The following is a 25,452-nucleotide window of genomic DNA, read 5'->3' as shown; positions in this document are numbered from 1 at the left end:
GCGGACGGCGGAGAGACGATCAATGACGGCTTGCCCATACCGCGCCTGTTCATGCCATTCGACGCATGCACCGAGAATCCCGCGATGAGCGCCACCGCGGCCAGCGTGTGGGCGTGGGTCGACTCGTACGATCTGACTCCCACCGACAGCAGCCGCAAGCACCTGGAGCGCACCGAAACCCCGTGGATCGCAAGCCTGTTCTACCCGCAGGCGAGACCCCACGTCCTGCCGCTGCTGATGCAGCATCTGGCCTGGGCCTTCATCGTCGACGACCAATTCGACGACGGTCCGGTGGGACGTGATGTCGCACAGGCGACGTCCGCCGTGGCCGAGCTGCGGGCGCAGCTGGCAACGACCACGGCACCGGCGGGCAGCCGCCCTGCGCGGGCTTTGCGCGATATCTGGACGCGGGCCGTTCCGCGGCGGTCACAGGGTTGGATCGAGCAGTTCCGAAACAGCATCGACGAATGGCTGGAGTCACTGCGCCGCGATGCCGAGGACCGGCGGCACGATCACCGCCCCACGATCGCGGAGTATCGACAGCGGCGACGCTATGGATCCGGCATGCCGATGTTCTTCGACCTCGCGGAACTCGCGCTCGGAGTGGACGCCGATCCACTGCTGCGCGCGCTACCGGAGTATTCACGGGCTCGGCTGTGGCTCGCGGAGTGGATCGGAGTGCACAACGACATCTACATGGCACGCAAGGACCTCGAGATCGACCCGGCGCACAATGCCGTGTGCATCATCCATCGAACAGAGCGTCGGTCGCTCGAACAATCGCTCGTCGCCGTATCCGACATGGCGAATGACTGTATGACGCGATACCTCGAATGCGAGCGCGACTGCCTGGCGGCCTTCGACGCCACAGCACCGTCGGCTCGGGCTCGTGCGGACGCCGCGCGGTGCTTTGTTTCCTACCGGCAAGTCTGTCGAGCCTGTTTCGACATCGAGGGGCGCACCCGGCGATACCGGAACGCGTCCGACTATCTGGCCGCCGCGCGCAACAGCCGAGACGAAGCACCCGACTGGACCGCACAGCGGCTGTTCGGCGATTGACTCCGGCCGAGGCACCCGACGCCGTGCCGGAGCGCTCGTGCGCGTTCCGGCGGGCGACCCGACATCACCCCTGGCGGGGCGGCCTTCTCGATGAGTCCGGCGATTTCGGCGGGGCGGCTCAGCATCGAGGCGCGGGCGGCGAGACCGCCGAGCGCGACCCGGCCGCCGCCACCCCGCCGCGCGCCGCCCGGGACCGCCGACCGGGGAGCGGTGCTGTTCGCCGAGCGCATCGACGTCCGGCTGCGCACCTTGACCGTGGACCACCCCTCGGGCTGTGATCGAGCGCGCCCCTCGGTACCGCTGCGGCCGTGATGCGGTCGGCGCGCACGGGACGGATCTTGCTCGATTCCGGTGCGTGGCGGCGTCGTGGGGGGAGACTTCAGGAATGAACCCGAGAGCGCGCGCCGCGGATCTGGGCTACGCGGCCGGCTGGCGGCTGGTACGCGCCCTGCCGCAGCGGTGGGCGCTCGGCCTGTTCGAACTCGCGGCCGATCGCGCGGCCCGCGATGGCGGGCCGATGCAGTTGCGGCGCAATCTGGCCCGGGTGTTGTCCACGACGCCGGAGCGGGTGCCCGACGAACTCGTGCGTGCGAGCCTGCGCTCCTACGCCCGGTACTGGTGCGAGTCGTTCCGGCTGCCGTCGATGGACCCGGTGCGTCTGGCCGACCGCATCGAATCGGTGGCCACCGGGCTCGAACACATCCACGCTGCCGTCGCGGGCGGTCGCGGCGCGGTGTTGGCGCTGCCGCACAGCGGCAATTGGGATCTGGCGGGAGTCTGGCTGGTGCAACGGGTGGGATCGCCGACCGTCGTCGCCGAGCGGCTGCGTCCCGAAGCGCTGTACCAGCGCTTCGTGCGGTTCCGGGAGGGGCTCGGATTCGAGATCGTCCCGCTCACCGGCGGCGCGACACCGCCGTTCGCGCAGCTCGCCGCGCGCCTGCGGCAGGGGCGAATAGTCGGTCTGCTCGGTGAGCGTGATCTGACCGGCTCGGGCATACCGGTCGACTTCTTCGGCGAACCGGCGCGCATGCCCGCCGGTCCCGCGCGGCTGGCGATCGACACCGGCGCGCCACTGCTGCCGGTGCGATGCTGGTTCACTCCGGACGGCTGGGGTTTCCACGTGGACGCGCCGATCGACACCGCGCACGGCGTACGGCACACCACCCAGGCGTTGGCCGACCGCTTCGCCGCCGGCATCGCCGCGCATCCGGCCGACTGGCACATGCTGCAACCGGTGTGGACCGCCGATTTCGCCGCCGCCCGGCCGACCCGGGAACAGGACCGTCACGATCGATCGGATATCGGGTTCCAGTAGTGGCCGGTGCGATGCCCGCCGGCCCGTCCCGCCGAATCGATCGATGACCGAGGCGGCGGGTCCGTGTAGGCTATGTGGTTGCGGTGACCATCAGCATGCTTCCGATAGAGGTGGCATCATCACCGCAGGCGGCCGATTTTCGGTCAGACAGGAGCGTCACCATGACGCTGCCTCACCCCATGCACGCGCGGCGCGCCCGGTCCGGTCGCGCAGGCGAGCACCATTGCGACACAGACGTTCCGCCACCGATACCCATGCGCGGTGCCGCGGTGTTCACAAGCGGGGCCGCACCCACTGGTCCCACGGCGACCGCCTCGAACCGGGACAATCGAATGCGCACGCGATGACACCCCCGCCTGGCCCGGAACGCCCTGCCTCGGCCCTGCGCCCCACACCGGCCCCCGGATTCGCGGATGCCCACCGATTCCACGAGTCGGATCGCTTCCTCACCCTCGGCGACGGAGTCGTGCGCCGACTGCTGGATGTGCTGCTGCGCCTCGATACGATTCGCGGCGTTTTAGAGGCATCGGATTCGACCAACGCGCAGGTGACCGCCGCTCGCACTGACCTCAGCGCCTTGGTCGCGGAGCTGGAGAACCATATCCGCGTCAGCAATTCGGCGATGCTCGATATCACCAGCACCTGGCCGATTACCGAACCTCGAGTCTGACCCGGGGCCGTTCGTTCCCGACTGCCCGAGCGGCAGCAGCCGGTCAGTCTGCGAGCCGCGTACGGTCAGGGCGGGGGTATGTGACCGCTGAGAACAGCATCCAACTCGACGCCGCGGTCGACAACGGCGTGGGCGAGGTCGGCGAGGCGGCGGTTCGTGTCGCGGGCGTAACGGCGCAGGGCGTGGAACGCGGTGTCCATATCGAGACCTGCTCGCTCGGCGAGCATGCCCTTGGCCTGTTCGATGATGACGCGGCTGTTGAGCGCCTGCGCGAGCTGGTCGTTGACCGTCAGGGAGTCGGCCAGGACACGAGCATGCACGATGCCGATCGTGGCGAAGTCGGCCAGGGCCTGTCCGATCCGCAGGTCTTCCTCCGCCAGGACGCCCGGTTCGGCGGTGAACAGGTTCAACGCGCCGATACGATCCTCACGCAAGCGCAACGGCAATGCGCAGACCCCCCGGAATCCTTCCGCGAGCATGCGCTGTCCGAAGACCGGCCACCCGGTGGTTTCGGTGATGTCGCCGACGTGGACCGGTGTGCCGGTATGGAACGCTTGCAGGCAAGGCCCCGCCGCGGACTGGATCTGCAGCAGTTCGAGCAGTCGCAATTCCTCGGAGGTGGAGGCGAATACTTGCAGGTGCCCGTCGGCATCGGCGAGCATGACGCCCGCCGCGTCGGCGGCCAAGAGTTCGACGCTGGTTTCGACCAGCTGTTGCGTCAGCTCCAACGGGTCGTAGTCGGCGACCAAGGTATCGACCAGCCGCACGAGCACCGTTGTGAGCGCTCGGTCCCTCTGCGCCATCCTCGGCTCACCTCTTCTCTGAGAAATCCTATGGAACTCATGGCCGTATCTCAATGCTCGGGCGCCGGGATCGGGCCCTCGGGGGTGCCGCTGTCGGAATCCGGTCCGGCGTCCGGGAAGAACCGGAGGTTTCGTGCCACGACATCGGCGGCGACCTCGTCCACGCGACGGCCTACGGCGAAGGCATGGCCGACCAGACGGGCGTAGGCGACCGCGGCCGGGGCGTCCAACTGCACCGCGACCATCCCGGTGGCCTGGTGGATCTCACGTGCGGCGGTCGACAGCTCCCACCGGGCATCCACTGCGACACCGTCCTGGGGTGGGGTCAACGCGGCGAGCAACACGGCGGTGACGATGCCGGCCACGCTCAGCGCGTCACGATACGCCGCGGGCTCGGCGACAACCGTCGCGGCACCGAGCAGATCCAGGTAGCCGAGGCGAATCGCACCCAGCCGCAAGGGAATCGAACACACCGCCGCGATGGTGGGGGTACCGTCCCACTGGGCCAACAGCGGCCAGCGTCCGGTGCCCAGTATGGCCGACATGTCAGGCACCCGCACCGGCGCGCCGTTGCGATGGGCGTCCTGGCCGGGCCCCTCCCCCGTGGCCGCCTGCGCATCGGCCAGCCAGGCCGCATCGGTACCGGCGGTACCGAGGATCTCTCCCCGGCCGGAATCGGTGACCGCGGTGACCGCGGCACCGGAAATCGGCAGGATTCGGGTACACGCCAGGCACAGCCGATCACCCGACGGTCGCGCGACGAGCCCGTCGTCGGCGCTACCTCGCAACTCGGCCAGAAACCGTGCGGCAACCGAATCCGCGGGTCTCACGCGAACTCACCGACACCGTGCTCCGGTACCCGTTCCATACTGTGCTCCCGTCTTACCGGCGATCGCCTCACGACGACCCGGCCGTCGTGGGTGCCAGGCGGGTTGCCTCACGGCCCAGCCTAGTGCCAGAAGCACCGTTCCCGAGGGCAGACCCCGAGGCGGTTCGCAAGCGAGGAGGCCGCGCGGCGGGTCACCATGATGAGTGACCGTTGGCGGGGACCCATTCGCCCATCGTCCAATCGTGCCCATCCCAGCGCAGCCGGTTGGCCCAGCGCAGCCGAGTACCCTGCGCACGGTTGTTCCCGAACTCGGCGCCCGCCAGATAGTCCGCGACCAGATACCAGCCCTCAGCGGTATGTTCGGGTGCCGCGAGCCGGTCGCACAGACCCGTGGCGGCCAGCTCCAGATCAGCGGCCACCACTACTCCCGCCGGCTCCCGACCGCGGCACCCGCCGTTCACCGGCACCGCATGGACCGCCCAACCGGGCGCGGGTCCGAAATCGCGGCCAGGTATCGCCGAGCTGTCGGGATCCGACCTGCCGACGTAGTCCATTGGGTGACCCCTTACGCACGAGTGACGAAACTGGAAGCCGCCGGGGTCTGGAGCGGACCACACCGGATCGGTCACCATCGCGCACCGGGCGAAGGGACCAACGGTTCGTGGATGGCCTCAGTTTAGTCCCGCTTGCGAATACCGTGGGAAAAACACTGAACCGCAACCAGTTTCAATCCGACCGGTCGCGGCGGCCAGTGGGCGGACAATTCGTGGGCAACCACACGAGCCCTGTCACCCCTCCGGGAAGCCGGGCATGCGGCCACAATGCGCGTAGGCTCGACAGTATCCGGGGACACAACGCGCGTCGGCCGACAGCGGTTGGCCGTCCCCGAATTCGACAATCTGGCCGTTCACCGGCCACGACAGGAGCGTCTGATGACGCCACGATCGAGCATTACCTATCCGGAACGGTTGAGTCTACGCCCCGAATCCGCATCGAGCGGATACATCGACGCGGTCTGGTGGCCGCGGTCGAGTGATATCGCCACCGAACTCCCGCACCTGATCACCGCACTCCGGTCACGGACCGGACCGGTGTGGCGCACCGTCTTCGACCCGCGTCCCTGGGCCCCAGCCGGACGGAAGCTCCTGCTGGACAACCGCACCATGCGGCTGGACCCCTACCCCTTCGAGCTGTTCGGCACGATCTACCTGTGCGGAGTCGACGGCACCGTGATCGTTGTCCAGACCGTTCCCGCTGATGCCGACGGTCCCTTCGCGCGAGCCATGCTGGCGACGGCCGGCCGCGCGATCGGATCGGACCTGGATTCGGAGTTCTTGCCATGAACCACACCCCCCGGGAAAGACCCATTACCAACCACGCCGAGATGACCGATACGACTACGTCCTCGCGCGAACGACAGCCCTTCCCCGCCCCGACCCGAACCCCCCGGCTGCTCCTGCGCGAGCGCGACGCCGACCCGGCACCGATCGACGGGGCCTGGTGGCCGTGGACACCGAACCTCACCACCGAACTACACGACCTCATCAGCGCCCTCACTCCGCGACTGGGCCCCCTCGCCCGGATCGGCTTCGCCTGGAACACGATCAGCCTCGCCCAACGAGACATCGATCGCGACGATGACGTGCACACCCACGGCCCCGAACCCGATCAGCCGCCCGACATCATGGAGGCTGTCGCAACCGACGGCACCCAGATGACCCTGTTGATCATCCCCTCCGATACCGATCCGGACCGCGCCGGCGAGCGGATGCGACAAGTCCTGGGATAGCACCGTGCGGTTCCGTTGAAGCTCGACATCATTCGAAGCGGGAGTCGTAACCGGAGCATCTGCGGCGGGCGTTGTGAACGACCAGAGCCCGGGTCACCTCGACCCGGTCTCCACCGACTTCGGCAGCGATCTCGCCGGCGGTGGGCATCCGCCCCAGCCGACGGCACAGCGCATCGATGGCGGGGCCGATCGGCGGGCGGATCCGCGCGAGCCACCGCGGTATCCACTCGGCCCCCTGATAGTCCCGGGAATTCCGGCGGACCTCGCCGATGATCGTGGGCACCGCGACGGACAGGAACGATGTTCCGCCGCCGGGATCGAATCGATCGACAGCCAGCGCCACCCCCGCCCGGGCGTGAGGCAACAGGCTGTCCGTGTTCGTGCCGCCGACGGCGAACCTGCCGGCGATATGTTCGGCCAGCGGCTGATATCGCTCGATCAGCTCATCACGAACGGCTCGTCGGTCCTCGTGGCGGGGAGTCCATTCAGCGGGTCGGACGAACGGTGGATCGACATCGTCGCTCCCACCGAGTGGACGCGATGCCGTGCGGTTTGGGGCCGACTGGTCGTTCATCGGTTTGCCTCGAATTCAGCCGAAGGCGACGGGACGGATGTTCCCGTCACGGAGAAACCGGTCAGCAGACTTGGCGCGACTTCCGCGCGGTCATCCGGTGCGAATACACCGTGAGCACCGGCGATCTCGGCGTTGCCACTTCAGTGAACGCCGCGCCGACCGAATAGTCAACGATGTAGAGCTACGTTCTGGACGACCAATGGAGCTCTAGTACGTAGACCTACATTGTTGACATCAGGGGCCCAGGCGGTGTCTACTGGAGGGGTGCCGGCCGAGTCCGGCGTCACCTGCCCGAAATCAGGTATCCGCTCATGATCATTCTCGGCGCACTTCTGCTCGGGGTCGGATTCATCGTCGACAACATCGTCTTCGATATCGCCGGAGTGCTGATCCTCGCCCTCGGCGCCGGACTCCTGCTCGCGGGTCGCCGTGGGCACACCGTCGGCGGCCGACGCCACTACTACTGACCGGCCGCTCGGGCCATCGCGTTCACCCCGCGTTCGCTTCAGAGGTCCGTACGGGCCGCGAAACAGACTACTGATGCCCAGAATTCGGGTCGCGAGGTGACTGATGAACCGTAAACGCACCGGACCGAGAAGCGGCCCGCGCACCCACGACATCCCACTCACCCGCGCCGCCGTCCTCGCGGCAGCGCTCGAGATCATCGACGACCGGGGCGTCGATCAGCTGTCCATGCGCCGCTTGGGCGAAGCGCTGGGCCGCGATCCGATGGCGATCTACCGGCATACCTCGAACAAGGCCGCGGTGCTCGACGGCGTCGTCGAGGTCGTACTCGAGCACTTGACCGTCGACGCCTCGGATCCGGACTGGCGCCATCAGTTGCGACTGATCGCACGGGATTTCCGCCATACCGCCCTCACCCATCCCAAGACGGTTCCGCTACTGGTGACCCGCCCCTTGGCCACCCCGCTGGGGCTGCGCCCCATCGGCACCCTGCGACCGGTGGAGCGCATCCTGCGCTTGCTCATCGACGCGGAGTTCTCCGGCGCCGACGCTCTGCGCATCTACCGCGCCCTGTTCGGCTTCCTCTACGGCCACGTCCTCACCGAGCTGCAGGAGATAGTGGAACTCCCGGAGGAGTCGACCGATCTGCTGCGCCTGGGCCTGCACCGCCTGCCGATCGACGAATTCCCACTGTTGCGCGGCCTCGCCACCGACTTGACCACCTACGACGGCGCGGCGGAGCTCGAGCACGGCCTCGACATCCTGCTCACCGGCCTCACCGCCACCCTGTCGCCTCCGTGCGCCGAACCATGACCGCTCGCCGGCGGGAGGCAACCCCAGGAGCTCCACCGATGACGAACTCGCGAGAGAAGGGTGTTCACCATGACGTCACAACCAACGCCACAACCGACCGAAACCACCGCACGTCGACCGACATCCGCCGGACACTCACCGCGACTCGAGTCAGCCCCGCCCGGCGCCGGGACCATAGCCGCCTATTGGCGGCCCTACAGCAGCGACCTCACCGCCGAGCTTCCGGACCTGCTCGCAGCACTCACGCCTCGGCTGGGGCCGATTCACCGCGTCGTCTATCACCTCGACGAGTGGGAATCCGCCCCCAGAAAACTGGGCTTCGGCCAACGACTGGTCCGACTCGACGGCTACCGGCATGCGCCCGCGCACACCGTCGAGATTCTCGGGGTGGCCATCGACGCTAAGCTCGTCCTTCGGGTCATCTCCCCGGTGGACTCGACCGATATGGCGGCCGCGCAGCAGCGCTGGGACTCCGAAGGCGGCGCGGGCGCGGACCGGGAGGCGGCGGTCAGCGCCCGAGACCCGGCAGGGTCGCGGCGAGACCGGTGAGCAGGATGTCGAGGCCGCGTTCCAGTTCCGCGCCGCCGTCGTAGGCGGCGAGTGCCGACGCGAGCCCCCGCACCCGGGGAAACTCCTCGATCGGCAGCCGGTACAGCCCCAGACGCAGCACCTCGTCGGTCTCCTCGGGTCGTTCCACGACCTCCTGCAACTCGTTGAGCACATGCCCGTAGAGGAACCCGAACAACGCTCGGTAGACATGCAACGCGTCCGCACCGGAAAACCCGGCGCGGGTGAGCAATTCGAGGATGTCCTCGAGCGGCCGGACCACCGCGGGCGGGCGCATTCCCAGCGGAGTGGCCAGCGGCCGGGTCACCAACAACGGAACCACTCGTGGATGGGCCAGCGCGAGGCCGCGGAAGTCTCGTGCGATCCCCCGCAGCTGACCGGCCCAGTCGGTGTCGGCGGGGTCGACGGTCAGCCGCGCGAACACGATCTCGGCGACCCCGTCGAGCACGGCCGCCTTGTTGGGCACATGCCGATAGATCACCATCGGGTCCCGTCCGACCGCCTCCGCCAGGCGCCGCATGGACAACGCGTCGACGCCGTCGCGGTCGATGAGTTCGAGCGCCGCGTCCAGCACCACGGCGCGGGTGACCGGCCTGTCGCGGCGAGCGGCGGTACCGGCGACGCCGGACCTCCGGCGCACGGATCGGGAGTTCTTCCGATCGGCAGGGCGTTCGGTCATCCGGGATGTCCTCCGTTCCCATCGGAATCTCCGATTGGGCAATCGTAGACATACAGCGTTGACATTCCCGCGATGACCTACGTCGGCGCGGTGCCGCGCTCCGGGCGACGGACCGTCGGAACGCTGGTCAGTTGATCGACGTCGTGCGTGCGGCCCACCGCCGCACGGCGGCCGCCCGTCGTGTGCGCTCTCGCCGTTTCCGGATGCCGATCTGCAGCAGATCGTCCGGCCGCGCGGCATTGTTCGCGGCGGCCGCCGCCGTCATGGCGGTGTACGCGTCGCCGGGGTCGGTGTCGGGTGGTACGACCAACAGGACGAGTCGTCGATTTCCCGGCCCGGCCACCATCACGGTATGGGCGATGTCGTGATGCCAGTCGAGCCGGACCGCCTGCCCGGATACGACCAGTTCTCCCGGCGAGGTCGCCCACTCCACGAGGTGGTAGCCCACCCGGAGGACGGGGTGCAGGCGCGTCGACAGGCGGGTGAGCAGGCCCGGCAACTCCTCCGCGAGCTTGTCGGTATAGGGCCACCACACTCCGTCGACATAACCGGTTCTCGGTGCCGCGGGCTTCAGCAGCACGCGCGGCGTGGGCGCTCCGCGCCCGTGCGGGACGTCGTCGCCGGGCGGGACCGGTCGGTCGGCACGGGGCGGCTTCGGCGTCATGGAGACGCTCCTGTCTCGACCGGGAACGGCCGGGCTGCTAGAGAATCGCGTGACGAAGCGGTCTGGAGTCGACCGGATGCGATGTGCCACCGATAACCCGAGAGTACCCCCGCGGCATCGGTGGCACGCCGACGACCCGTCCGCGAGTCCACCTGTTGTCCACATTGGCTGCCTACGCTGTAGACATACACCGTTCGCGCGCCTACGCTGGAGTTCGAACCGGCCTTCGCATCGGTTGATCGGCCACCACTACGGCGGCCCCGGGCGCGATTTGATCGGCCGGAGACGGGATACCCCGATGAGTGACAACAGGACCGCGTACCGACTACAGGCGGCGCGAGCGCGGCTGCGCAAGCTGCTCGCCGGAACCGACGACGCCGGTCGCCGGCGCGCGGATCACGGCGGCAGGCCCGCCGGTCACGCCGTCCAACGAACCGTGAACAAGGTCAGAGCGATGCTCCAGCGCTGACCGGCGTCGCACGCCAGGCACCGTCGCCCGGATCGATCGCCGCCCCACCGCGCGAGTCAAGAGATTCGAGGACACGACAAATGGCAATCACGAAGGTCGCCGCGTACGCACACCTGAGCCCCGAGGACGTCGAAGCGCTCGGGCGAGAACTCGACGCGATCCGCGCAGACATCCAGGACGGGCGCGGCACGCGGGACGCCGCGTACATCCGCCGGACGATCGCGGCGCAGCGCGTACTCGACGTGGCGGCCCGGCTGATAATCGCCTGCGGCAGAGGAAAGTTCGGCTGGCTGCTCGGAACCACGGCGCTGGCGACGGCGAAGAGCATCGAGAACATGGAGATCGGCCACAATGTGAGCCACGGCCAGTGGGATTGGATGAACGATCCCGAAATCCATTCCAGCACTTGGGAATGGGATATGGCGGGCGTGTCCTCCCAGTGGCGATACTCGCACAACTACCGCCACCACGTGTTCACCAATGTGCTCGGCGCCGACGACGACCTGGGCTTCGGCGTGATGCGGGTGACCCGCGACCAGCCGTGGCGCGTGCGACTCCTGCTGCAACCGCTGCAAAACCTGTTCCTGGCGGCCACCTTCGAGTGGGGAATCGCGCTGCACGACCTGTATTCCGACCACGATCGCGCGGCGACCGAATCGCAGAAGCACACTCAGACACGAGCCCTGATCCGCAAGGTCGAGCGGCAGATCGGCAAGGACTACGTACTCTTCCCGGCGCTGAGCGGTCGGCGCTGGCGGCGAACCCTGGCAGCGAACGCCGCCGCCAACACCCTCCGCAATCTGTGGGCCTACCTGGTGATCTTCTGCGGTCATTTCCCGGACGGCGCGGAGAAGTTCACCCCCGCCGTGCTCGAACACGAAACCACATCGGAATGGTATCTGCGGCAGATGCTGGGCACCGCGAACTTCGAGGCCGGTCCGGTGCTGGCATTCCTGAGCGGGCATCTATCCCATCAGATCGAACACCACCTGTTCCCCGACCTGCCCAGCAACCGCTACGCCGAGATCGCGGCGCGGGTCCGCGCCCTGTGCGACAAGTACGACCTGCCCTACACCACCGGACCGCTGGTGCGACAGTATCTGCTGACCCTGCGCACCATCCACAAACTGGCATTCCCGGACCGCCTGCTCAGCGCCACCTCCGACAACGCACCCGAAACGGCGTCGGAACGCAAATTCGGTGTGCCGCCCGTGCGGAGCGCCGCCGCGCCCGCCGGCCGTCGCGGATTGCGGACCGCACAGTCCGCGGACAGACACCATCGACGGGCGCGCGTCCGTGCCTTCGACACGGGAGGCCTGCCGTAGCGGGCGGGTTCACCGGCCCCCTCGCTGTGACCGACAGGCCGGGACGGAAGGACAGATCATGCCGTCAAACGAAGTGCACACGGACGCCGTCGGCAACCCGACCGGCGACTTCGAAACGATGCGAGATACACTGTCGCAGTTGCGATTACGGGAACTTGCGGCCGAGACCCGCGACCGGATCTATCAGATGATCGACACCCGCGACCGGTTGGACGGACTGGTGGATGCGATGTTGTCGGTGACAGCCGGGCTGGACCTCGATGAGACCTTGCGCACGATCGTGCACGCGGCCACCCTCCTGGTCGGTGCCGGCTACGGTGCGCTGGGGGTCCGCGGGCACGACGCGCAGCTCGAACGATTCGTCTACGAAGGCATCGATGACGTAGCGCGGGCTCGCATCGGTGATCTGCCGCGCGGGCACGGGGTGCTGGGCCTACTGTTCGCCCAGCCCGAACCGATCCGGCTCGATGATCTCGCCCAGCATCCGACCGCTGTCGGATTGCCACCCGGGCACCCGCCCATGCACACGTTCCTGGGGGTTCCGATCCGTATCCGCGACGAGGTGTACGGCAATCTGTATCTGACCGAGAAGGCCGACGGGCAGCCGTTCACCGAGGACGACGAGGTGATCGTGCAGGCACTCGCGGCGGCCGCCGGTGTCGCGATCGACAACGCGCGGCTGTATCACTCCACCCGTGCCCGGCAGTCGTGGATCTCCGCGATCTGCGATATCGCCACCGAGTTCCTCGCCGGCACCGACTCGCGGCAGGTCTTGGCCCACGTCGTCGAACACGCCCGCGCCCTCACCGGCTCGATCCAGGCCATGCTCGCGGTTCCCGACGACACAGAAGTACCTTCACCAGAGGTCACCGAACTCACCGTCACGCACTGGGCCGGACCCGACACCGAAGGCCGCGACCGGGTAGTGCGCCTGACGGCGACCGCGGTCGGCGACGCCTACACCCAGCATCGCTCGGTTCAGCTCGACGACCGCCACACCCACCTCCTCGGGGATGCGCTGCCCGGAACCGGCCCGGCGTTGATCCTGCCGCTGCACACCCCAGAGGCGGTGCTCGGTGTGCTGATCGTCGTGCGTGATCCTCACCCGGGTCCCTACTCCGACGAGACCATCGAGCTGGCCACCGCCTTCGCCGACCAAGCGGCGCTGGTCATGAGAATGGCCGACACCCAGCAGCGGCTACGCGAGCTGGACGTAATCTCCGACCGCGACCGCATAGCCCGCGACCTGCACGATCACGTCATCCAACGTCTGTTCGCCATCGGTCTGGGCGCACAGGGCACCGCCGCGCGAGCGCGCGACCCCGCCATCCGGCTGCGCGTCACGAACATGGCCGAGGACCTGCAGCAGGTCATCGGCGAGATTCGTACCGCGATCTTCGATCTCCACGGCGGCGACACCACCTCCACGCGGCTACGGCAACGCTTGGACGACGCCCTCGCCCAGCCGACCGCGGATTCCGCCATCACCCCGCGCCTACGCGTATCAGGACCCCTGTCGGTAGTCGACCCCGCCCTCGCCGATCACGCCGAAGCGGTCGTTCGTGAGGCGGTCAGCAATGTTGTGCGCCACTCCGGCGCGACCATCCTCATTGTCGAGGTCACCGTCGCCGACGACCTCATCATCACCGTGGAAGACAACGGTCGCGGCATCGGCGAGAACATCACCCCCAGCGGGTTGAGCAACCTCGCCCACCGCGCCCTGCAGGCCGGTGGGCACTTCACCACCGGCCCCGCCGAACCCACCGGAACCCGCTTGTGCTGGACCGCGCCTCTCCCGTGAGAATCGTGCCTCTCCGACCCGCCATCCACCAGAGGTTGACGCCCTGGCCCGGCTGAGTGCACCGGCCGACACCCGCACATCCACAGGTGGGGCGGCTCGCCCGTACCCGCGCAGGACCGCTTCCGTCGTAACGCGCCCGTGTGGGCGTTCAGGAGTCCGGCTTCTTGGTCGCTACCCGGCGCAACTGCCAGATTCGTGCCCCACCGGCGAGCGCCATCGCCAGCACCCCCGTGATCATGGCGAGCACCAAGGCCGCGCCCAGCGGAATGTCGAAGTTCCAGGCGAGAAAGGCGATGTTCACATCATCGGTGTTCTGGAGAACGAAGATCAGCATGAGCACCGTCAGCAGCGCGCCGATCGCGATCGATACCCAGATCCTGCCCACCCGCGTGTGCTTGATACCGCTGCGCGGGGATGGCCGCGCAGGTGCGCGACGATCCGGCATATCGGCCGGCGCGCCTGGAGTGGTGGCGAGATCGGGTTCGGTTCGCGGGGGGTGTCTCGCGCTCGCGCGGATCAGGTGTGCTCATAGCGGTTCACTTCCTTCGGGTGGCGCGGTGCCCTGGCGTGGTGTCGCTGAGCCCCGCGGCGGGCTGAGTGCGGCTCCGTTCGGTGTCCTGCGGCTACCCGCTGGCGCCTGCCCGAAACCGTTCGTAGCCTCCACGACGTGGGCGTGTTCACGACCGGCTGGCGTCAGCACCGAGAGCGCGGCGCAGGTCACCCAGGGATTGGATCGGTTCCGGCTGGTCGGTCCCCAGCTGACGAGCGATCGGCCCGTACCGACAGCCTTGGTCCGGACCTGATAGAAGCGCGCCTCCGCGGGGAAGCCCCCGTCGGGCAGCCGTTTGGATTCGAGCAGCCGCACAGCCTCCGTGCAGCGCGGGTCGTCGGCCAGACCGGCCTCGGTGAGGACGGTGAGCGCGAACAGGATGTCGTAGTGGTAGTAACACGGATAGTGCAGCCGCAGAAATGATTCCGCCATCACGGAACCATCGCTGGCACGCCGGAACAGGCGACGGCTGGTGAACAACTCGGCGGCTCGCACCGCCGCGGCGCGGCTGTCCTCGTATCCGGTGAGCTGTGCGTGCAGGGCCAGTGCGCGCAGCGGAACGAGGCTCTCGTGAAACGATGAGACGCGACCGCCGGCGTGCCGGTCACAGTTCCAGCCGCCGTCGGGCCATTGGGTGGCGAGCAGGCGGCCGACAAGATGGTCGATGCGCTCGTCGGCGAGCCCCAGACGCAGCAGCGCCCAGAGCAGATTCCCGTCTATCGACGCGTGCAGGGTGGTCAGCCCCCGCACGCGGCCCATGTAGCGCTCCTCGTACTCACCGGACAAGAGCCAGCCCAGCGCCTGCTCTCGCAACGGAACCAGTGACTCGTCGCCGCCGGGATAGCCGAGCTCCGCGAGTGCGACCAGAACCCAATGTGCCCCATACCATGTCGCGTGATAGGGATGAAAAGGCAGAGTCCCGTCGCCCTGCCGCTCCGACAGCAGACGGCGCACACGCGGGCTCGTCGCGATCGACTCCCGGACCGCTCGGACCTCTGGCGAGGCCGGGTCCGTCCCGAGCACCCGGGTGTGTGTAAGCCATCGAATCGAGCACTCCGGGGATTCGAGCAGCCATGTCACGATGGCGTCGCGCTCCGAGTTGACGGCGGTCATGCGTCTATCGTGATCACACGACCGCAATGCCGATACGGCCGTTCGCAACCACGTGTGGAGTCGATGGTCCCGCCCTCGGAGCATCGCCGACGGCCGCCGGAACTGCTGGCTATGCGGAGTCAGCTCCACCGCCCGGTGCCGCCCGCCTACGACACCGGGCGCAAAGGTCGAATCCAGCCGTGCACACCGCGTTGCGACAGCACCGATGTCCGAGCTGTGTCACACATCACTCCAGCGGCGGCGCCCCACCTCGTTACCGCCGAAATCAGACCTCCACCCATGGCCGCGAGCGCCGGATCGACTGCGAGCGGCGAACTCTCGCCGACCGCGCGCGCTTGACTCCGCTGAATCAAGATGATTCGATTCGAATCATCATGGTTCCACTGAATCACCCGGCGGAGGACGCGACCGCGACGGCAGCAGCTGTCGCGAATGCCGTTGTGCGCCAAACGCATCCGCGCCAGCAGCTGGGCGCGGAGCTACGCCGGTTGCGGGACCTGGCCGGGATCTCCGGGCGGGAGCTGGCCAAGCGAGTCGGGATCAGCCAGTCGACGCTGTCGCGGATCGAGGGCGGGCAGGTGGTTCCCCCGCTACCGCAGGTACTCGACTGGGCCGAGGCGGTCGGGGCGGAACCGGATTGCCGGGAGTCGCTACGCACCCTCACCGAGGCGGCGCACTCGCCCGAGGTGCGCGACTGGGCGGCCGCGCTCGCCGACCGCACGCATCTACAGGACGACGTCCGGGCATTCGAAGAGGACGCGCAGGTGGTGCGTAACTTCCAGCCCTCGCTGGTGCCGGGTCTGCTGCAAACCGCGGACTACGCCCGCCGGGTGTTCGCCAATTTCGATCCGCCCTACGCGCCCGACGCCCTGGCGGCCGCACTCGCCGCGCGCCTGGAACGCCAGCGGGTGCTCTACGACCCCGCGAAGCGCTTCGAATTCCTGATCACCGAAGCGGCCCTGCGCTTTCGGCCCGGCCCGCATCGCGTGCTGCTCGCCCAGCTGGACCGGATCATCTCCATCGAGACCCTCGATACCGTCACCATCGGGGTGATTCCGCAGGACATCGAGGCGAGCACCACGATCCCGCACGGTTTCGTCATCTACGAGAACTCCGACCACGCCGTCGCCTCCGCCGAGCCGATCGCGGGCAGCCTGGTCACTCGCGGACCCGAACTCGTCGACGCCCACCGCCGCCACTGGGTGGCATTGACCCGAATGGCGGTATTCGACAACGACGCCCGCGAGTTTCTCGCCGAACTCCGCGCCGAAATACACCGCATCGCAATGAATTGACCTGTTTCCAGCGGCCGCACGAGGGGTCGGCCGCATCTGGGGGTGGGGGTGGTGGTGCCGCAGCGAATTCGCTGCGGCACCACCGACCGGCGTCAGTCGCCGAAATCGAATTCACCGGCCCGCACACCCGACGTGAACGCCCGCCACTCGGACCGCGTGAACCACAATGTCGGGCTGCACCGGTCCTTGGAATCACGCAATGCGATCCGGCCGTCGTGGTACGCGACCTCGACACAATCACCGCCGCCGTAACTGAAGCTGCTCTTGGCGAACTTCGGGCCGCGACGCTCCCCGCGAATCATATTGCCGTTCATGGCATTCATTCCTTCCCCCGGAGAGTCACTCCCCATGACCCTCGCGTGCAACGCTGACGACACCCACACTGATATCCGAACCCCCAGCTGCGCAACTGATTTCGTCCGGACCTGCGCGCTGATACACCGAAACGCTCATGAACGCAAGCTTACGGCCACCCACCGACAAGATACGGGGTCGTACGGACCCCGGCGGCACGGCGCATCGGCAGGTCGGAAAATCGTTTTACCGCCGCGCAGTCGCATTGCTACCGTGGTTCTCGACATGTTCCTCCGACGACAAGGGAAAGGCGGCACCGTGACGGAGCCGACACCGCGTAGCATCGCGCGCGCCCTCACCTTCCCCCCGAGCCTCCGTGTGGGCGTCCGGAGCGTTCCCTAGATCTCACCGAGATCACCGCGAGGGTCGCTCCAGGGCACGCCGCCGGAGCGGCCCTTTTTCGCATCCCCTTCCCTCGTAGCCCAATTGGCAGGAGGCACCGGATTCAGAATCCGGACAGTGTGAGTTCGAATCCCACCGAGGGAACCCATTCTTCTCGCCCCGCGCAGCTCAGCGCGGAGTGGATGTCAACGGCGACATCCGCGCGGGGCCACGTGTCCGTAGCTCAGCCGGACAGAGCGCCTGCCTACGAAGCAGGAGGCCGGAGGTTCGAATCCTCCCGGGCACACGACTCAGGCCGACCGCTTCGCCTCGTGGTACGCGCAGGGGATGTTGACGTCGAAGTGCAGCCAGTCGAACAGTGGGTAGCCAGCGTCGAATTCGCGCATCGGCACCGCCTCGCGAGTGGCCTCGAGGCTCAGTCCGTCGGCTACCGCCTTGCCGACCCGGTCCACCAGCGCCTCGGTGTATTCGACGAAGAAGCGCATGCCCTCCTTGTCCGTGACTCGCCCATGCCCCGGCACGATCCGCGTTCCCTCCGGAATCCAGTCGAGGATCCGGCGCAGCGCCTGCGCGGGGGTCTTGGCAACGCCGTCCAGCAACCATGGGATGGCGGGCTTTTCGCTGATGAACGCATTACCCGCCCAGAGGACCCGTGCCTGCGGGTCGTGATACCACAGGTCGCCGGGGGTCTGCCCCTGCCCCAGGTCGAGCACATCGACGAACTTTCCGCCGCCGAGCCGCACCGAGAGCTTCCCACCCGACGGAATCAGCAGATCCGCGGGACGGTACCGCACATCCTCGATCCCCTTGCCCAGGTCGAACCAGCCGATCTGGGCTTGTTTGCGCGGTTCGATTCCGGTCTGTTCGATTGCTTGGAAAGCGTTCTCGTGCTGGATGATTCGTGCCTGCTCGGGCATCAGATAGTTGCCGAAGAAGTGATCGCCGTGATCGGAGGTGACACCGACGTAGCGGATCGGCAGCTCCGTGGACGCGGAAACCAGGTCCAGCACCTGCCGGGCGAGCCCGGGGGTCATCATGGATTCGATCACGAGAACCGCTTCGGTGCCGACGACGAATCCGCCGGAGGTGGCCTGCGGGATTCCGCGCGTGGTCTCGTCGTCGGCTGTGTCCGAAACGACCGCGTAGGCGCCCGCACCCAGATCCTGGGCACTCAGGCGCACGGAATCCGCGTCCCAGATCGGCACCGGCCACGGGACACTTCTGTCGACTGTATAGCTGGTCATCGCTCTCATCCTCTCAACATGAAGGAGTGGCAAACAGATAGTTACCTGACTAGTCAGAGAGTGACTGTACATATTCTGACTAATACGAACAAGTGATATGCTTCACACCCATGGACCCGAGTGACCTGCTGGACGACCCCCGAATCACCCTCATGGGCCTGTTCGTCGAGGCATACGGCGAGGTCATGCGCGAGGTCGCAGCTCAGGAACGCGACCACGGGCTCGCGGTCGCCGAGTTCGACGTCCTGCTCCGGCTCAGCCGATCACCCGGTCGCCGGTTGCGCATCTCCGACCTCTGCCTCCAGACGGGCTTGACCTCGGGTGGCATGACACGCCTGGTCGACCGCCTGGCCGCCCGCGAGTTCGTCGAACGCGGCGTCGACCCCGCGGATCGGCGCGTCGTCCTGGCCAGACTGACCGAGGCGGGCACGACCAAGGTCGCCGAGGTCCTGCCTGGCCACCTCGACATCCTCGAGCGCACCCTGACGCGGCCGCTACCCGACGCGGACCGCGACGCGCTGGCGGCAGCACTCCGCAAGATCCGCGACAACGCGGTGCGAACCCGCAGCGCCACCGCCTGACACCACACCGTCGGCTATCCTTCGGCAAACAGCGACGCACACAGCCGCGATTCAGTGAGACGGTTTTGCCCGCATCACCATCCCGGACATACGGCCGGACGATGCGCCGCGGAACTGGGTCACACGGCGGCGCGATGGGGTGCGTCGACCACGGCGCGGGCGCGATCCAGAATCGCGGCGGGGTCGAAGGTGTCGGCGATCCAGGATTCGGAGGCGACGCCGACGCGGCCCCGCCAGGTGCGCATGATGTCGGTGTGCACCGGCCAGCGCACGAAGCGGCGCATGTCGGCCCGCGACTCCCACACCGAGATGGATCCGCCGCGCAGTTCGGCGGGCCTGCCCCACAGCCACAGCCCCACCGCACCCTGCATCACCGGCCAGGTGCGTCCCAGTTCCACGCCGATCTCGTAGACCTGCCGGACATCCTCCTCGGACGTGGCCAGGAAATCCGTCACGGCCACGAAGACCGCACCCGGAACATCGTGGCGCGGGCCGGGTTTCCACGGTATGAGCACGCCGCCATCCGCCAATGTCTCGTTCATGACCACCTCGGGTTCTCGTCGGCCGCACCGATTCGGTAAGCGATGACATACAGTAGGCATATGCTTACGATCTCCGCAAGGCGGCCCGCCCACCCCTCGGCCGCGCGGCGGATCGCCAGGTAGGCACGAATTGTCATGAGGGCAGGGCGGAAAGACTCTAGACAATGTCGAGCATACGCATTATCGGCAACCGAAAGGTATTCAATACCTTCGGGTATCCATTTGCGCGAGCCAGCAAACAATCGTCGATCTCAGCAATCCTCGTGCGGTTCCGGCACATTGCTGGCGAACAGTGTGTAACGTCGCCAGCGCTCGAATGTCTCACGGGAAAAATGCGGTGGCACGGTGCTCGGAATCGACGGTTGTCTGCAATCGATCATGGATATTCCCGGTGCGCGCTGCGCCACGCTCGTGGACGGGGCGAGCGGGCTGGCGATAGCGGCGGCGGGACAGCACGAACTGGTCGATCAGCACGAGGACGCTGCTGCCACAACGGATGTGGTGCGATCGGTGCTCGCCTGTCCGGCGCTGGCCAGCGGCCGCGACGGCGACGACATCAGCGAGATCGTCGTATTCGGCACGCACGGATTCCACCTGCTTAATTTGGTGGACGGCGACTTCGACGGCCGGCTGTTCGTACACGTTCTCATCGACGAAACCACCGGCAATCTCGCCATGGCGCGCTTCCAGCTACGGGGAATTCTGGCGGAATTGGCCGAGGGTGGTCATGAGCGTTGATCTCGCCGCGGAATTGCGTCGGCTGGAAGTGGAAAAGGATACCGGCATACTGCGAGCGGGCGACGGCATATTCCATCTGGTGGGCGGCGCGATCGCCTTCGCCGACTGCCGCCGGACCACCGGCATGGACCGGCTCGTGGTGGAGGCCGGGGTGGTCAGTGCCGACGAATGGCGACGGGCCGAGATCGGCGACCCGGGGCCGATCCTGGAACGACCGCGACTGGAGGCGCTGGCACTGCTGTCGGTCTTCGACGCCGCCTACTTCCTCCTGGAATCCGCCAGCACCGTGGACTTCCGGCCCGCACCGCCGCACTGGCTGGCCCCGGTATGCCGGATCGCGCCCCGCATCCTGGTGAACGAGTGCGCCCGGCGCGCGAACCGCGAATCCGGTCCGTGGACACCGGATCTGGTGGATCGGGTACCCGTGGTGCCTGCCCGGCACATCCGGCAGCGGCGGGTGGTGCTCACCAGCGGCGCGGCCGAGGTGCTCGCCGCCGCGGACGCCCGCCGCACTGTCACCGCCATCGCCCGCGAACTCGGCCGCACCACCTACGGATGCCTCGCGGCCGTCCGCGATCTCAGCGCCGTCGGCCTCATCGAACCGCCCACCGCCCCGGTTCGAGCCCCACTCGTCATGGCCGAGTCGATGGTGGCCGAACCCGCGATCGGCGGCCCCACACCACCGTTGCGCCGCCGGGTCCGACAGACGCCCGTGATCTCCGTACCCGATCGCTGGGAGCCGGTCGACCGCGATGTGCTCATTCGGCTGCGGGCGGCGTTGGAGGAGCTTGCGTGACCCCGCGGAAAAGACTGCTCGGCGATCTCATGGGAAGGCTGACCAAGGTGGCGATGACCGGACCCGAACCCGATCCGGCGGTACTGGAGGAGTTGAAGGCGCTGCGCGCCCGCGTGCCCCGGCTGACCGGCACGTTGGTGGCGTCCGCGGACGGGCTACTGGTCGCACACGATCTACCGCCGCATATCGAACCCGCGAGCATGGCGGCCATGTCCGCCGCACATCTGTCGCTGTCGCACCGCCTCGCCACCACCGCGCACGGTGGCGGCTTCCACGAGGTGGTGGTCAACGGCACCGACGGGTCCGTCGTCATCTACGCGGCGGGCTGGACCTCGTTGACCGTGCTGGCCGGTCCCGAGGTGAATATCGGCCGCCTCCACCTGGAGTCGCGCCCGGTGGCCCGTGCCATCTCCGACCATCTGTCGCCGACCACGGGCCAACACCGCAAAGACCAGCGCAAGAAAACAGTGGGAAAGGAATGAACTATGTCCAATCTGGATATCGCGCTCAAGGACATGATGGTCATCGACGGCGCGGTCGGCGCGGCCGTGGTCGACTACAACAGCGGTATGGCCCTCGGCATGCTCGGCAGCTCGAAGGCACTGGACCTGCAGGTCGCCGCCGCGGGCAATACCGAGGTGGTGCGGGCCAAGATGCGCACCATCGAACAGCTGGGGCTCAATGAGGACATCGAGGACATCCTCATCACCCTCTCCGGCCAGTACCACATCATCCGGCCCATGACCGGCCGAAAATCCAAGGGCCTGTTCCTGTATCTGGCGCTGGACAAGAACCGGGCCAACCTGGCCATGGCCCGCCATCGCCTCAAGGGCATCGAGGAAGACCTCGAGGTGTGACCCTCACTCCGCGCCGGAGGGCTCCGAATCCGCCTCTCCCCCACCACGAATGGTGTAGAGCAGTCCGTCCAGCTCATCGGGCTTGATCAGGACGTCGCGGGCCTTGGAGCCCTCGCTGGGGCCGACCACCCCGCGGGTCTCCATGAGGTCCATGAGTCGACCCGCCTTGGCGAAACCGACGCGGAGTTTGCGCTGCAACATCGACGTGGAGCCGAACTGACTGGTGACCACCAGTTCGATGGCCTGCAACAACAGGTCGAGGTCGTCGCCGATATCCGGATCGACGTCCTTCTTCTCACCCGATTTACCGGCGGTGACACCCTCCTGGTACTCGGGTTCCTTCTGCTCCTTGGTGAATTCGACGACGCCGTGGATCTCCTCGTCGGAGATGAACGCACCCTGCAGACGGGTGGGCTTGTTCGCGCCCATGGGCAGGAACAGGCCGTCACCCATGCCGATGAGCTTCTCCGCGCCCGGCTGATCGAGAATGACGCGCGAATCCGTCAACGACGACGTGGCGAAGGCGAGCCGGGAGGGGACATTGGTCTTGATCAGACCCGTGACCACGTCCACCGACGGCCGCTGGGTCGCCAACACCAGGTGAATCCCGGCGGCACGGGCCTTCTGGGTGATGCGGACGATGGCGTCCTCGACATCGCGGGGAGCGGTCATCATCAGGTCGGCGAGCTCGTCGACGATGGCGAGGATGTACGGGTACGGGCGGTACACCCGCTCGCTGCCCAGCGGCGCGGTGATCTGCCCCGACTTGACCTTGCGGTTGAAGTCGTCGATATGGCGGACCTTGTTGGCCTGCATGTCCTGATAGCGCTGCTCCATCTCCTCCACCAGCCAGGCCAGCGCCGCCGCGGCCTTCTTGGGCTGGGTGATGATGGGCGTGATCAGATGCGGAATGCCCTCGTAGGGCGTGAGTTCCACCATCTTCGGGTCGATGAGGATCATGCGCACCTCATCGGGGGTGGCACGCTGCAACAGCGACACCAGCATCGAGTTGACGAAGCTGGACTTACCGGAACCGGTGGAACCGGCCACCAGCAGATGCGGCATCTTGGCCAGATTCGCCGAGACGAACTCGCCCTCGATGTTCTTGCCCAGGCCGATCACCAGCGGATGATGGTCGTTGCGGGTGGAGGGGGCCTTCAGCACGTCCGCGAGCCGGACCAGTTCACGGTCGGAGTTGGGCACCTCGATACCCACTGCCGACTTGCCGGGGATGGGCGCGAGCAGGCGCACGTTCTCGGTAGCGACCGCGTAGGCGATATTGCGGGCCAGCGCGGTGATCTTCTCGACCTTGACGCCGGGACCCAGCTCCACCTCGTAGCGGGTGACCGTCGGGCCGCGCACGAAACCCGTCACTGCGGCGTCGATCTTGAACTGCACCAACACCTCCGTGATCGCCTCGATCATGGATTCGTTGGCGGCACTGCGCTTCTTGGGCGGATCACCGTCGGTGAGCAGGGTCATGGGCGGCAGCTGATAGTCACCCTCGACCTCGCGGTCGGTGACGAACTCCAACTGCTCGGCCCGCTGCGGCGGCGGGGTCTGATCGACCACCTTGGGAGCCTTGCGCGCCTTGGGTTTCGGCGGCTCGGGCGGGGCGATGTCCTTGGCGTCCTGCAACGGGGGTTCGCCGATGACCTCGGTGACCGCGTCGGAGCCACCGAATTCGTCGGTCGGATAGTTGTCCGACGGGGACTTGCCGCGGCGGCGCTTGGCCTTCTGGTGGATCGGGAAGCCGTCGGCGTCGTAGTCGGCCGGATCGTAGAGACCGAATTCGCCGGGCTCACGGTCGTATTCGTCACCGCCGCTGCCGGTGCCGAACAGTTCGCGCATCCGCTCGGGAATCTCGCGCACCGTGGTGCCGGTCAGCAGCAGCACACCGAACAGGATGGCGAGCATGAGCAGCGGGACGGCCAGGAAGGCGCTGAGCCCGTCGCTGAGCGGACCGCCGACCACATAGCCCACGAAACCCGCACCGCGGGAACGGCCGTCGATATCGGACGGGGAATCGGAGGCCAGATGCCACAGGCCGAGCACCGGGAGGCCGACCAGCAGGCCGCCGAGCACCAGGCGGGGGCGGGCCTCCGGATGCGGTTCGGTGCGCATCAGGATCACCGCGATCACCGAGGCCACGAAAGGCAGTGCGGCCGAGGCGGATCCGGCGACCCAACGGATGGCGGTGTCGACCCCACGTCCGACAGGCCCGCCCGCCGACAGCCAGACCGCGGCGGCGATGACGAACGCGAAGGCGACCAGGGCCAGGGCGATGCCGTCGCGGCGGTGGCCGTGTTCGATCTCACCGGCCCGGCCGAGTGCCCGGGTGGTGGCGCCGAGGCCGCGCGCCAGCATGTTCCAGCCGCCGCTCACCCCGCGGGTGAACACCGCCAGCGGGGCGGTGTTGGAGCGGGCGCGGGCCGGGCGGCGGGCCGGGGAACGCCGCACCCGGCCCGCCGACGCCGACCGGCGCTGGGTGGCGGGGGCCGAACGTGGAGCCTTGGACCGAGACCGTGCAGGAGCCTGCCCCCGCGTCGATCCCGCCCGCGAACGGGACGTTGCGGTGGTGCGGGACTTACCTGCCATGCACTCAGGCTAGCCGCTGGCGCATCATCCGGACCATCCGCAACACCCACCCCACGCACATCACACCCCGGAGATCGAGGCGGGCGACGGGCGGACCGGAGGGTGCCGCATGGGCGGAGCCGGTCGTGCGAGCTGCGATGACGCCGTGCCGGCTCGGCTGGGTACCAGTGAACCGCACCGTGCCGACGCGATGCGGGCACTCGCGTGCGACACGCCGGGAGCACGGTGCGGGAATTCGACATGGAGGTGGCGACCACCGTGCCCGGTCCAGCGCGGGCGCGGCCGAGCGGCCCCGTCAGCGGGCGAGCAGCCCCGTCAGCGGGCGAGCAGCCCCGCCAACGGGGCGAGCGACGCCGTCAACGAGCGAGCGACGCCGGGAACGGGCGAGCGACGCCGGAGACGGCAGAGCGCATGGTCCGCGGGGCGGTGCAGGTGCGGGCGTCCTCGAGTGCGCAGGAGATCCGCTGGTCGGATGGTGCGGGTTCGGCGGCGTGCGGCAGGGGGAACGCTCGTGGTCGGAGCGTGCTGCGCTTGCCCACCCTGCGCCCCTGGCGCAGACTGCACAAGCGCAGCGGCCAGTGGGTGCGCGGGCACACCGGTCGCCCTGAGCGCACCGATGA

At 67.8% G+C, this 25,452-nt stretch carries 30 protein-coding genes and 2 tRNA genes; 20 read left to right on the top strand and 12 right to left on the bottom strand.

Annotated features, from left to right (window positions below; all coding sequences use genetic code 11):
- Positions 1 to 84 precede the first annotated feature (84 nt).
- The 4 genes from QJS31_RS25205 to QJS31_RS25190 all read left to right on the top strand — a co-directional run bounded on the left by QJS31_RS25205 (position 85) and on the right by QJS31_RS25190 (position 3,044).
- Positions 85 to 1,059, top strand: a complete 975-nt coding sequence (locus QJS31_RS25205; RefSeq protein WP_282785883.1) for a terpene synthase family protein — start codon at positions 85 to 87, stop codon at positions 1,057 to 1,059.
- 90 nt (positions 1,060 to 1,149) lie between these two features.
- Entirely contained in the window at positions 1,150 to 1,371 is a 222-nt protein-coding gene (locus tag QJS31_RS25200; protein ID WP_306357860.1) for a hypothetical protein, read from the top strand.
- Positions 1,372 to 1,444: 73 nt separating this feature from the next.
- Positions 1,445 to 2,374 (top strand): phosphatidylinositol mannoside acyltransferase, encoded by a 930-nt coding sequence (locus QJS31_RS25195; RefSeq protein WP_282786001.1) that lies wholly within the window; start codon positions 1,445 to 1,447, stop codon positions 2,372 to 2,374.
- 343 nt (positions 2,375 to 2,717) lie between these two features.
- On the top strand, positions 2,718 to 3,044 hold the full coding sequence (locus tag QJS31_RS25190; protein ID WP_282786002.1) for a hypothetical protein: 327 nt from the start codon (positions 2,718 to 2,720) through the stop codon (positions 3,042 to 3,044).
- Positions 3,045 to 3,109: 65 nt separating this feature from the next.
- On the opposite strand, the gene QJS31_RS25185 is transcribed toward QJS31_RS25190, so the two are convergent.
- The 3 genes from QJS31_RS25185 to QJS31_RS25175 form a co-directional block, all read right to left on the bottom strand.
- The gene (locus QJS31_RS25185; protein WP_282786003.1) at positions 3,110 to 3,847 is read right to left on the bottom strand and encodes a GAF and ANTAR domain-containing protein; all 738 of its coding nucleotides are present in this window, start codon (positions 3,845 to 3,847) and stop codon (positions 3,110 to 3,112) included.
- Between the two features lie 50 nt (positions 3,848 to 3,897).
- Positions 3,898 to 4,677 (bottom strand): ANTAR domain-containing protein, encoded by a 780-nt coding sequence (locus QJS31_RS25180; protein ID WP_282786004.1) that lies wholly within the window; start codon positions 4,675 to 4,677, stop codon positions 3,898 to 3,900.
- A gap of 190 nt (positions 4,678 to 4,867) precedes the next feature.
- Positions 4,868 to 5,095: a hypothetical protein gene (locus QJS31_RS25175; RefSeq protein ID WP_282786005.1), complete on the bottom strand. Its 228-nt coding sequence runs from the start codon at positions 5,093 to 5,095 to the stop codon at positions 4,868 to 4,870.
- Between the two features lie 513 nt (positions 5,096 to 5,608).
- Between QJS31_RS25175 and QJS31_RS25170 the strand changes: the two genes are divergently transcribed.
- Together QJS31_RS25170 and QJS31_RS25165 are read left to right on the top strand one after the other, a co-directional pair.
- Positions 5,609 to 6,019, top strand: a complete 411-nt coding sequence (locus QJS31_RS25170; RefSeq protein WP_282783578.1) for a DUF5994 family protein — start codon at positions 5,609 to 5,611, stop codon at positions 6,017 to 6,019.
- Entirely contained in the window at positions 6,016 to 6,465 is a 450-nt protein-coding gene (locus QJS31_RS25165; protein ID WP_306357859.1) for a DUF5994 family protein, read from the top strand. The genes QJS31_RS25170 and QJS31_RS25165 overlap by 4 nt, the downstream gene beginning before the upstream one ends.
- Before the next feature lie 28 nt (positions 6,466 to 6,493).
- Here the strand turns inward: QJS31_RS25165 and QJS31_RS25160 are convergent, their stop codons facing one another.
- Positions 6,494 to 6,829, bottom strand: coding sequence for a hypothetical protein (locus QJS31_RS25160; RefSeq protein ID WP_306357858.1), 336 nt, complete (start codon positions 6,827 to 6,829; stop codon positions 6,494 to 6,496).
- 521 nt (positions 6,830 to 7,350) lie between these two features.
- Between QJS31_RS25160 and QJS31_RS25155 the strand changes: the two genes are divergently transcribed.
- The 3 genes from QJS31_RS25155 (at position 7,351) to QJS31_RS25145 (ending at position 8,866) form a co-directional block, all read left to right on the top strand.
- A complete protein-coding gene (locus QJS31_RS25155) occupies positions 7,351 to 7,506 on the top strand; it encodes a DUF6131 family protein (protein ID WP_282783584.1) in 156 nt (51 codons plus the stop codon).
- 103 nt (positions 7,507 to 7,609) lie between these two features.
- A complete protein-coding gene (locus QJS31_RS25150) occupies positions 7,610 to 8,317 on the top strand; it encodes a TetR/AcrR family transcriptional regulator C-terminal domain-containing protein (protein ID WP_282783586.1) in 708 nt (235 codons plus the stop codon).
- 69 nt (positions 8,318 to 8,386) lie between these two features.
- Positions 8,387 to 8,866, top strand: coding sequence for a DUF5994 family protein (locus tag QJS31_RS25145; RefSeq protein WP_282783587.1), 480 nt, complete (start codon positions 8,387 to 8,389; stop codon positions 8,864 to 8,866).
- On the opposite strand, the gene QJS31_RS25140 is transcribed toward QJS31_RS25145, so the two are convergent.
- Entirely contained in the window at positions 8,826 to 9,563 is a 738-nt protein-coding gene (locus QJS31_RS25140; protein ID WP_282783588.1) for a TetR/AcrR family transcriptional regulator C-terminal domain-containing protein, read from the bottom strand. The two genes, QJS31_RS25145 and QJS31_RS25140, sit on opposite strands and share 41 nt — an antisense overlap.
- 127 nt (positions 9,564 to 9,690) lie before the next feature.
- Entirely contained in the window at positions 9,691 to 10,227 is a 537-nt protein-coding gene (locus QJS31_RS25135; RefSeq protein ID WP_282783590.1) for a DUF5994 family protein, read from the bottom strand.
- 298 nt (positions 10,228 to 10,525) lie between these two features.
- Between QJS31_RS25135 and QJS31_RS25130 the strand changes: the two genes are divergently transcribed.
- The 3 genes from QJS31_RS25130 to QJS31_RS25120 all read left to right on the top strand — a co-directional run bounded on the left by QJS31_RS25130 (position 10,526) and on the right by QJS31_RS25120 (position 13,822).
- The gene (locus tag QJS31_RS25130) at positions 10,526 to 10,696 is read left to right on the top strand and encodes a hypothetical protein (protein WP_282783592.1); all 171 of its coding nucleotides are present in this window, start codon (positions 10,526 to 10,528) and stop codon (positions 10,694 to 10,696) included.
- An 80-nt stretch (positions 10,697 to 10,776) separates the two neighbouring features.
- Positions 10,777 to 12,021 carry an acyl-CoA desaturase gene (locus QJS31_RS25125; protein ID WP_282783594.1) on the top strand — a complete coding sequence of 415 codons (1,245 nt, stop codon included), beginning with the start codon at positions 10,777 to 10,779 and terminating at the stop codon, positions 12,019 to 12,021.
- A gap of 58 nt (positions 12,022 to 12,079) precedes the next feature.
- Complete coding sequence (locus QJS31_RS25120) at positions 12,080 to 13,822, top strand: GAF domain-containing sensor histidine kinase (RefSeq protein WP_306357857.1); 1,743 nt, start codon at positions 12,080 to 12,082, stop codon at positions 13,820 to 13,822.
- A gap of 148 nt (positions 13,823 to 13,970) precedes the next feature.
- On the opposite strand, the gene QJS31_RS25115 is transcribed toward QJS31_RS25120, so the two are convergent.
- Together QJS31_RS25115 and QJS31_RS25110 are read right to left on the bottom strand one after the other, a co-directional pair.
- On the bottom strand, positions 13,971 to 14,207 hold the full coding sequence (locus QJS31_RS25115; RefSeq protein WP_306357856.1) for a lipopolysaccharide assembly LapA domain-containing protein: 237 nt from the start codon (positions 14,205 to 14,207) through the stop codon (positions 13,971 to 13,973).
- A gap of 141 nt (positions 14,208 to 14,348) precedes the next feature.
- A complete protein-coding gene (locus QJS31_RS25110) occupies positions 14,349 to 15,485 on the bottom strand; it encodes a hypothetical protein (protein WP_306357855.1) in 1,137 nt (378 codons plus the stop codon).
- A gap of 374 nt (positions 15,486 to 15,859) precedes the next feature.
- Here QJS31_RS25110 and QJS31_RS25105 point away from each other — a divergent pair, with 374 nt between their 5' ends.
- Positions 15,860 to 16,780, top strand: coding sequence for a helix-turn-helix transcriptional regulator (locus tag QJS31_RS25105; RefSeq protein WP_306357854.1), 921 nt, complete (start codon positions 15,860 to 15,862; stop codon positions 16,778 to 16,780).
- A 92-nt stretch (positions 16,781 to 16,872) separates the two neighbouring features.
- On the opposite strand, the gene QJS31_RS25100 is transcribed toward QJS31_RS25105, so the two are convergent.
- The gene (locus QJS31_RS25100; RefSeq protein WP_306357853.1) at positions 16,873 to 17,094 is read right to left on the bottom strand and encodes a DUF397 domain-containing protein; all 222 of its coding nucleotides are present in this window, start codon (positions 17,092 to 17,094) and stop codon (positions 16,873 to 16,875) included.
- Between the two features lie 451 nt (positions 17,095 to 17,545).
- Between QJS31_RS25100 and QJS31_RS25095 the strand changes: the two genes are divergently transcribed.
- Positions 17,546 to 17,620: transfer RNA gene (locus tag QJS31_RS25095), tRNA-Leu, on the top strand.
- A 68-nt stretch (positions 17,621 to 17,688) separates the two neighbouring features.
- Positions 17,689 to 17,762, top strand: a tRNA-Arg gene (locus tag QJS31_RS25090).
- 4 nt (positions 17,763 to 17,766) lie between these two features.
- On the opposite strand, the gene QJS31_RS25085 is transcribed toward QJS31_RS25090, so the two are convergent.
- Positions 17,767 to 18,720: an MBL fold metallo-hydrolase gene (locus QJS31_RS25085; RefSeq protein ID WP_306357852.1), complete on the bottom strand. Its 954-nt coding sequence runs from the start codon at positions 18,718 to 18,720 to the stop codon at positions 17,767 to 17,769.
- A 110-nt stretch (positions 18,721 to 18,830) separates the two neighbouring features.
- Between QJS31_RS25085 and QJS31_RS25080 the strand changes: the two genes are divergently transcribed.
- The gene (locus QJS31_RS25080) at positions 18,831 to 19,301 is read left to right on the top strand and encodes a MarR family winged helix-turn-helix transcriptional regulator (RefSeq protein WP_282785221.1); all 471 of its coding nucleotides are present in this window, start codon (positions 18,831 to 18,833) and stop codon (positions 19,299 to 19,301) included.
- Positions 19,302 to 19,420: 119 nt separating this feature from the next.
- On the opposite strand, the gene QJS31_RS25075 is transcribed toward QJS31_RS25080, so the two are convergent.
- On the bottom strand, positions 19,421 to 19,843 hold the full coding sequence (locus QJS31_RS25075) for a hypothetical protein (RefSeq protein ID WP_306357851.1): 423 nt from the start codon (positions 19,841 to 19,843) through the stop codon (positions 19,421 to 19,423).
- A gap of 345 nt (positions 19,844 to 20,188) precedes the next feature.
- Between QJS31_RS25075 and QJS31_RS25070 the strand changes: the two genes are divergently transcribed.
- From QJS31_RS25070 to QJS31_RS25055, 4 genes are read left to right on the top strand one after another with little or no spacing between them, the layout of a single operon-like run.
- Positions 20,189 to 20,581 carry a hypothetical protein gene (locus tag QJS31_RS25070; RefSeq protein WP_282785219.1) on the top strand — a complete coding sequence of 131 codons (393 nt, stop codon included), beginning with the start codon at positions 20,189 to 20,191 and terminating at the stop codon, positions 20,579 to 20,581.
- Positions 20,571 to 21,377 carry a hypothetical protein gene (locus QJS31_RS25065; RefSeq protein ID WP_306357850.1) on the top strand — a complete coding sequence of 269 codons (807 nt, stop codon included), beginning with the start codon at positions 20,571 to 20,573 and terminating at the stop codon, positions 21,375 to 21,377. The genes QJS31_RS25070 and QJS31_RS25065 overlap by 11 nt, the downstream gene beginning before the upstream one ends.
- A complete protein-coding gene (locus QJS31_RS25060) occupies positions 21,374 to 21,859 on the top strand; it encodes a roadblock/LC7 domain-containing protein (protein ID WP_235204426.1) in 486 nt (161 codons plus the stop codon). The genes QJS31_RS25065 and QJS31_RS25060 overlap by 4 nt, the downstream gene beginning before the upstream one ends.
- Before the next feature lie 3 nt (positions 21,860 to 21,862).
- Positions 21,863 to 22,234 carry a hypothetical protein gene (locus QJS31_RS25055; RefSeq protein ID WP_282785217.1) on the top strand — a complete coding sequence of 124 codons (372 nt, stop codon included), beginning with the start codon at positions 21,863 to 21,865 and terminating at the stop codon, positions 22,232 to 22,234.
- Positions 22,235 to 22,237: 3 nt separating this feature from the next.
- On the opposite strand, the gene QJS31_RS25050 is transcribed toward QJS31_RS25055, so the two are convergent.
- The gene (locus QJS31_RS25050) at positions 22,238 to 24,832 is read right to left on the bottom strand and encodes a DNA translocase FtsK (protein WP_306357849.1); all 2,595 of its coding nucleotides are present in this window, start codon (positions 24,830 to 24,832) and stop codon (positions 22,238 to 22,240) included.
- Positions 24,833 to 25,452: the final 620 nt, after the last annotated feature.

The organism is Nocardia sp. CC213A, from assembly GCF_030766805.1.
Classification (GTDB): domain Bacteria; phylum Actinomycetota; class Actinomycetes; order Mycobacteriales; family Mycobacteriaceae; genus Nocardia; species Nocardia otitidiscaviarum.
Note: the sequence above shows the minus strand (reverse complement) of the source record. Positions and strands in the feature narration are given on the sequence as shown.

Excerpts from the sequence above, each read along its gene's own strand:
- QJS31_RS25205 (WP_282785883.1), top strand. The coding sequence starts at position 85 with ATGAGCGCCACCGCGGCCAGCGTGTGGGCGTGGGTCGACTCGTACGAT.
- QJS31_RS25200 (WP_306357860.1), top strand. The coding sequence starts at position 1,150 with ATGAGTCCGGCGATTTCGGCGGGGCGGCTCAGCATCGAGGCGCGGGCG.
- QJS31_RS25195 (WP_282786001.1), top strand. The coding sequence starts at position 1,445 with ATGAACCCGAGAGCGCGCGCCGCGGATCTGGGCTACGCGGCCGGCTGG.
- QJS31_RS25190 (WP_282786002.1), top strand. The coding sequence starts at position 2,718 with ATGACACCCCCGCCTGGCCCGGAACGCCCTGCCTCGGCCCTGCGCCCC.
- QJS31_RS25185 (WP_282786003.1), bottom strand. The coding sequence starts at position 3,847 with ATGGCGCAGAGGGACCGAGCGCTCACAACGGTGCTCGTGCGGCTGGTC.
- QJS31_RS25170 (WP_282783578.1), top strand. The coding sequence starts at position 5,609 with ATGACGCCACGATCGAGCATTACCTATCCGGAACGGTTGAGTCTACGC.
- QJS31_RS25165 (WP_306357859.1), top strand. The coding sequence starts at position 6,016 with ATGAACCACACCCCCCGGGAAAGACCCATTACCAACCACGCCGAGATG.
- QJS31_RS25155 (WP_282783584.1), top strand. The coding sequence starts at position 7,351 with ATGATCATTCTCGGCGCACTTCTGCTCGGGGTCGGATTCATCGTCGAC.
- QJS31_RS25150 (WP_282783586.1), top strand. The coding sequence starts at position 7,610 with ATGAACCGTAAACGCACCGGACCGAGAAGCGGCCCGCGCACCCACGAC.
- QJS31_RS25145 (WP_282783587.1), top strand. The coding sequence starts at position 8,387 with ATGACGTCACAACCAACGCCACAACCGACCGAAACCACCGCACGTCGA.
- QJS31_RS25140 (WP_282783588.1), bottom strand. The coding sequence starts at position 9,563 with ATGACCGAACGCCCTGCCGATCGGAAGAACTCCCGATCCGTGCGCCGG.
- QJS31_RS25135 (WP_282783590.1), bottom strand. The coding sequence starts at position 10,227 with ATGACGCCGAAGCCGCCCCGTGCCGACCGACCGGTCCCGCCCGGCGAC.
- QJS31_RS25130 (WP_282783592.1), top strand. The coding sequence starts at position 10,526 with ATGAGTGACAACAGGACCGCGTACCGACTACAGGCGGCGCGAGCGCGG.
- QJS31_RS25125 (WP_282783594.1), top strand. The coding sequence starts at position 10,777 with ATGGCAATCACGAAGGTCGCCGCGTACGCACACCTGAGCCCCGAGGAC.
- QJS31_RS25120 (WP_306357857.1), top strand. The coding sequence starts at position 12,080 with ATGCCGTCAAACGAAGTGCACACGGACGCCGTCGGCAACCCGACCGGC.
- QJS31_RS25110 (WP_306357855.1), bottom strand. The coding sequence starts at position 15,485 with ATGACCGCCGTCAACTCGGAGCGCGACGCCATCGTGACATGGCTGCTC.
- QJS31_RS25105 (WP_306357854.1), top strand. The coding sequence starts at position 15,860 with ATGGTTCCACTGAATCACCCGGCGGAGGACGCGACCGCGACGGCAGCA.
- QJS31_RS25100 (WP_306357853.1), bottom strand. The coding sequence starts at position 17,094 with ATGAACGGCAATATGATTCGCGGGGAGCGTCGCGGCCCGAAGTTCGCC.
- QJS31_RS25085 (WP_306357852.1), bottom strand. The coding sequence starts at position 18,720 with ATGACCAGCTATACAGTCGACAGAAGTGTCCCGTGGCCGGTGCCGATC.
- QJS31_RS25080 (WP_282785221.1), top strand. The coding sequence starts at position 18,831 with ATGGACCCGAGTGACCTGCTGGACGACCCCCGAATCACCCTCATGGGC.
- QJS31_RS25075 (WP_306357851.1), bottom strand. The coding sequence starts at position 19,843 with ATGAACGAGACATTGGCGGATGGCGGCGTGCTCATACCGTGGAAACCC.
- QJS31_RS25065 (WP_306357850.1), top strand. The coding sequence starts at position 20,571 with ATGAGCGTTGATCTCGCCGCGGAATTGCGTCGGCTGGAAGTGGAAAAG.
- QJS31_RS25055 (WP_282785217.1), top strand. The coding sequence starts at position 21,863 with ATGTCCAATCTGGATATCGCGCTCAAGGACATGATGGTCATCGACGGC.
- QJS31_RS25050 (WP_306357849.1), bottom strand. The coding sequence starts at position 24,832 with ATGGCAGGTAAGTCCCGCACCACCGCAACGTCCCGTTCGCGGGCGGGA.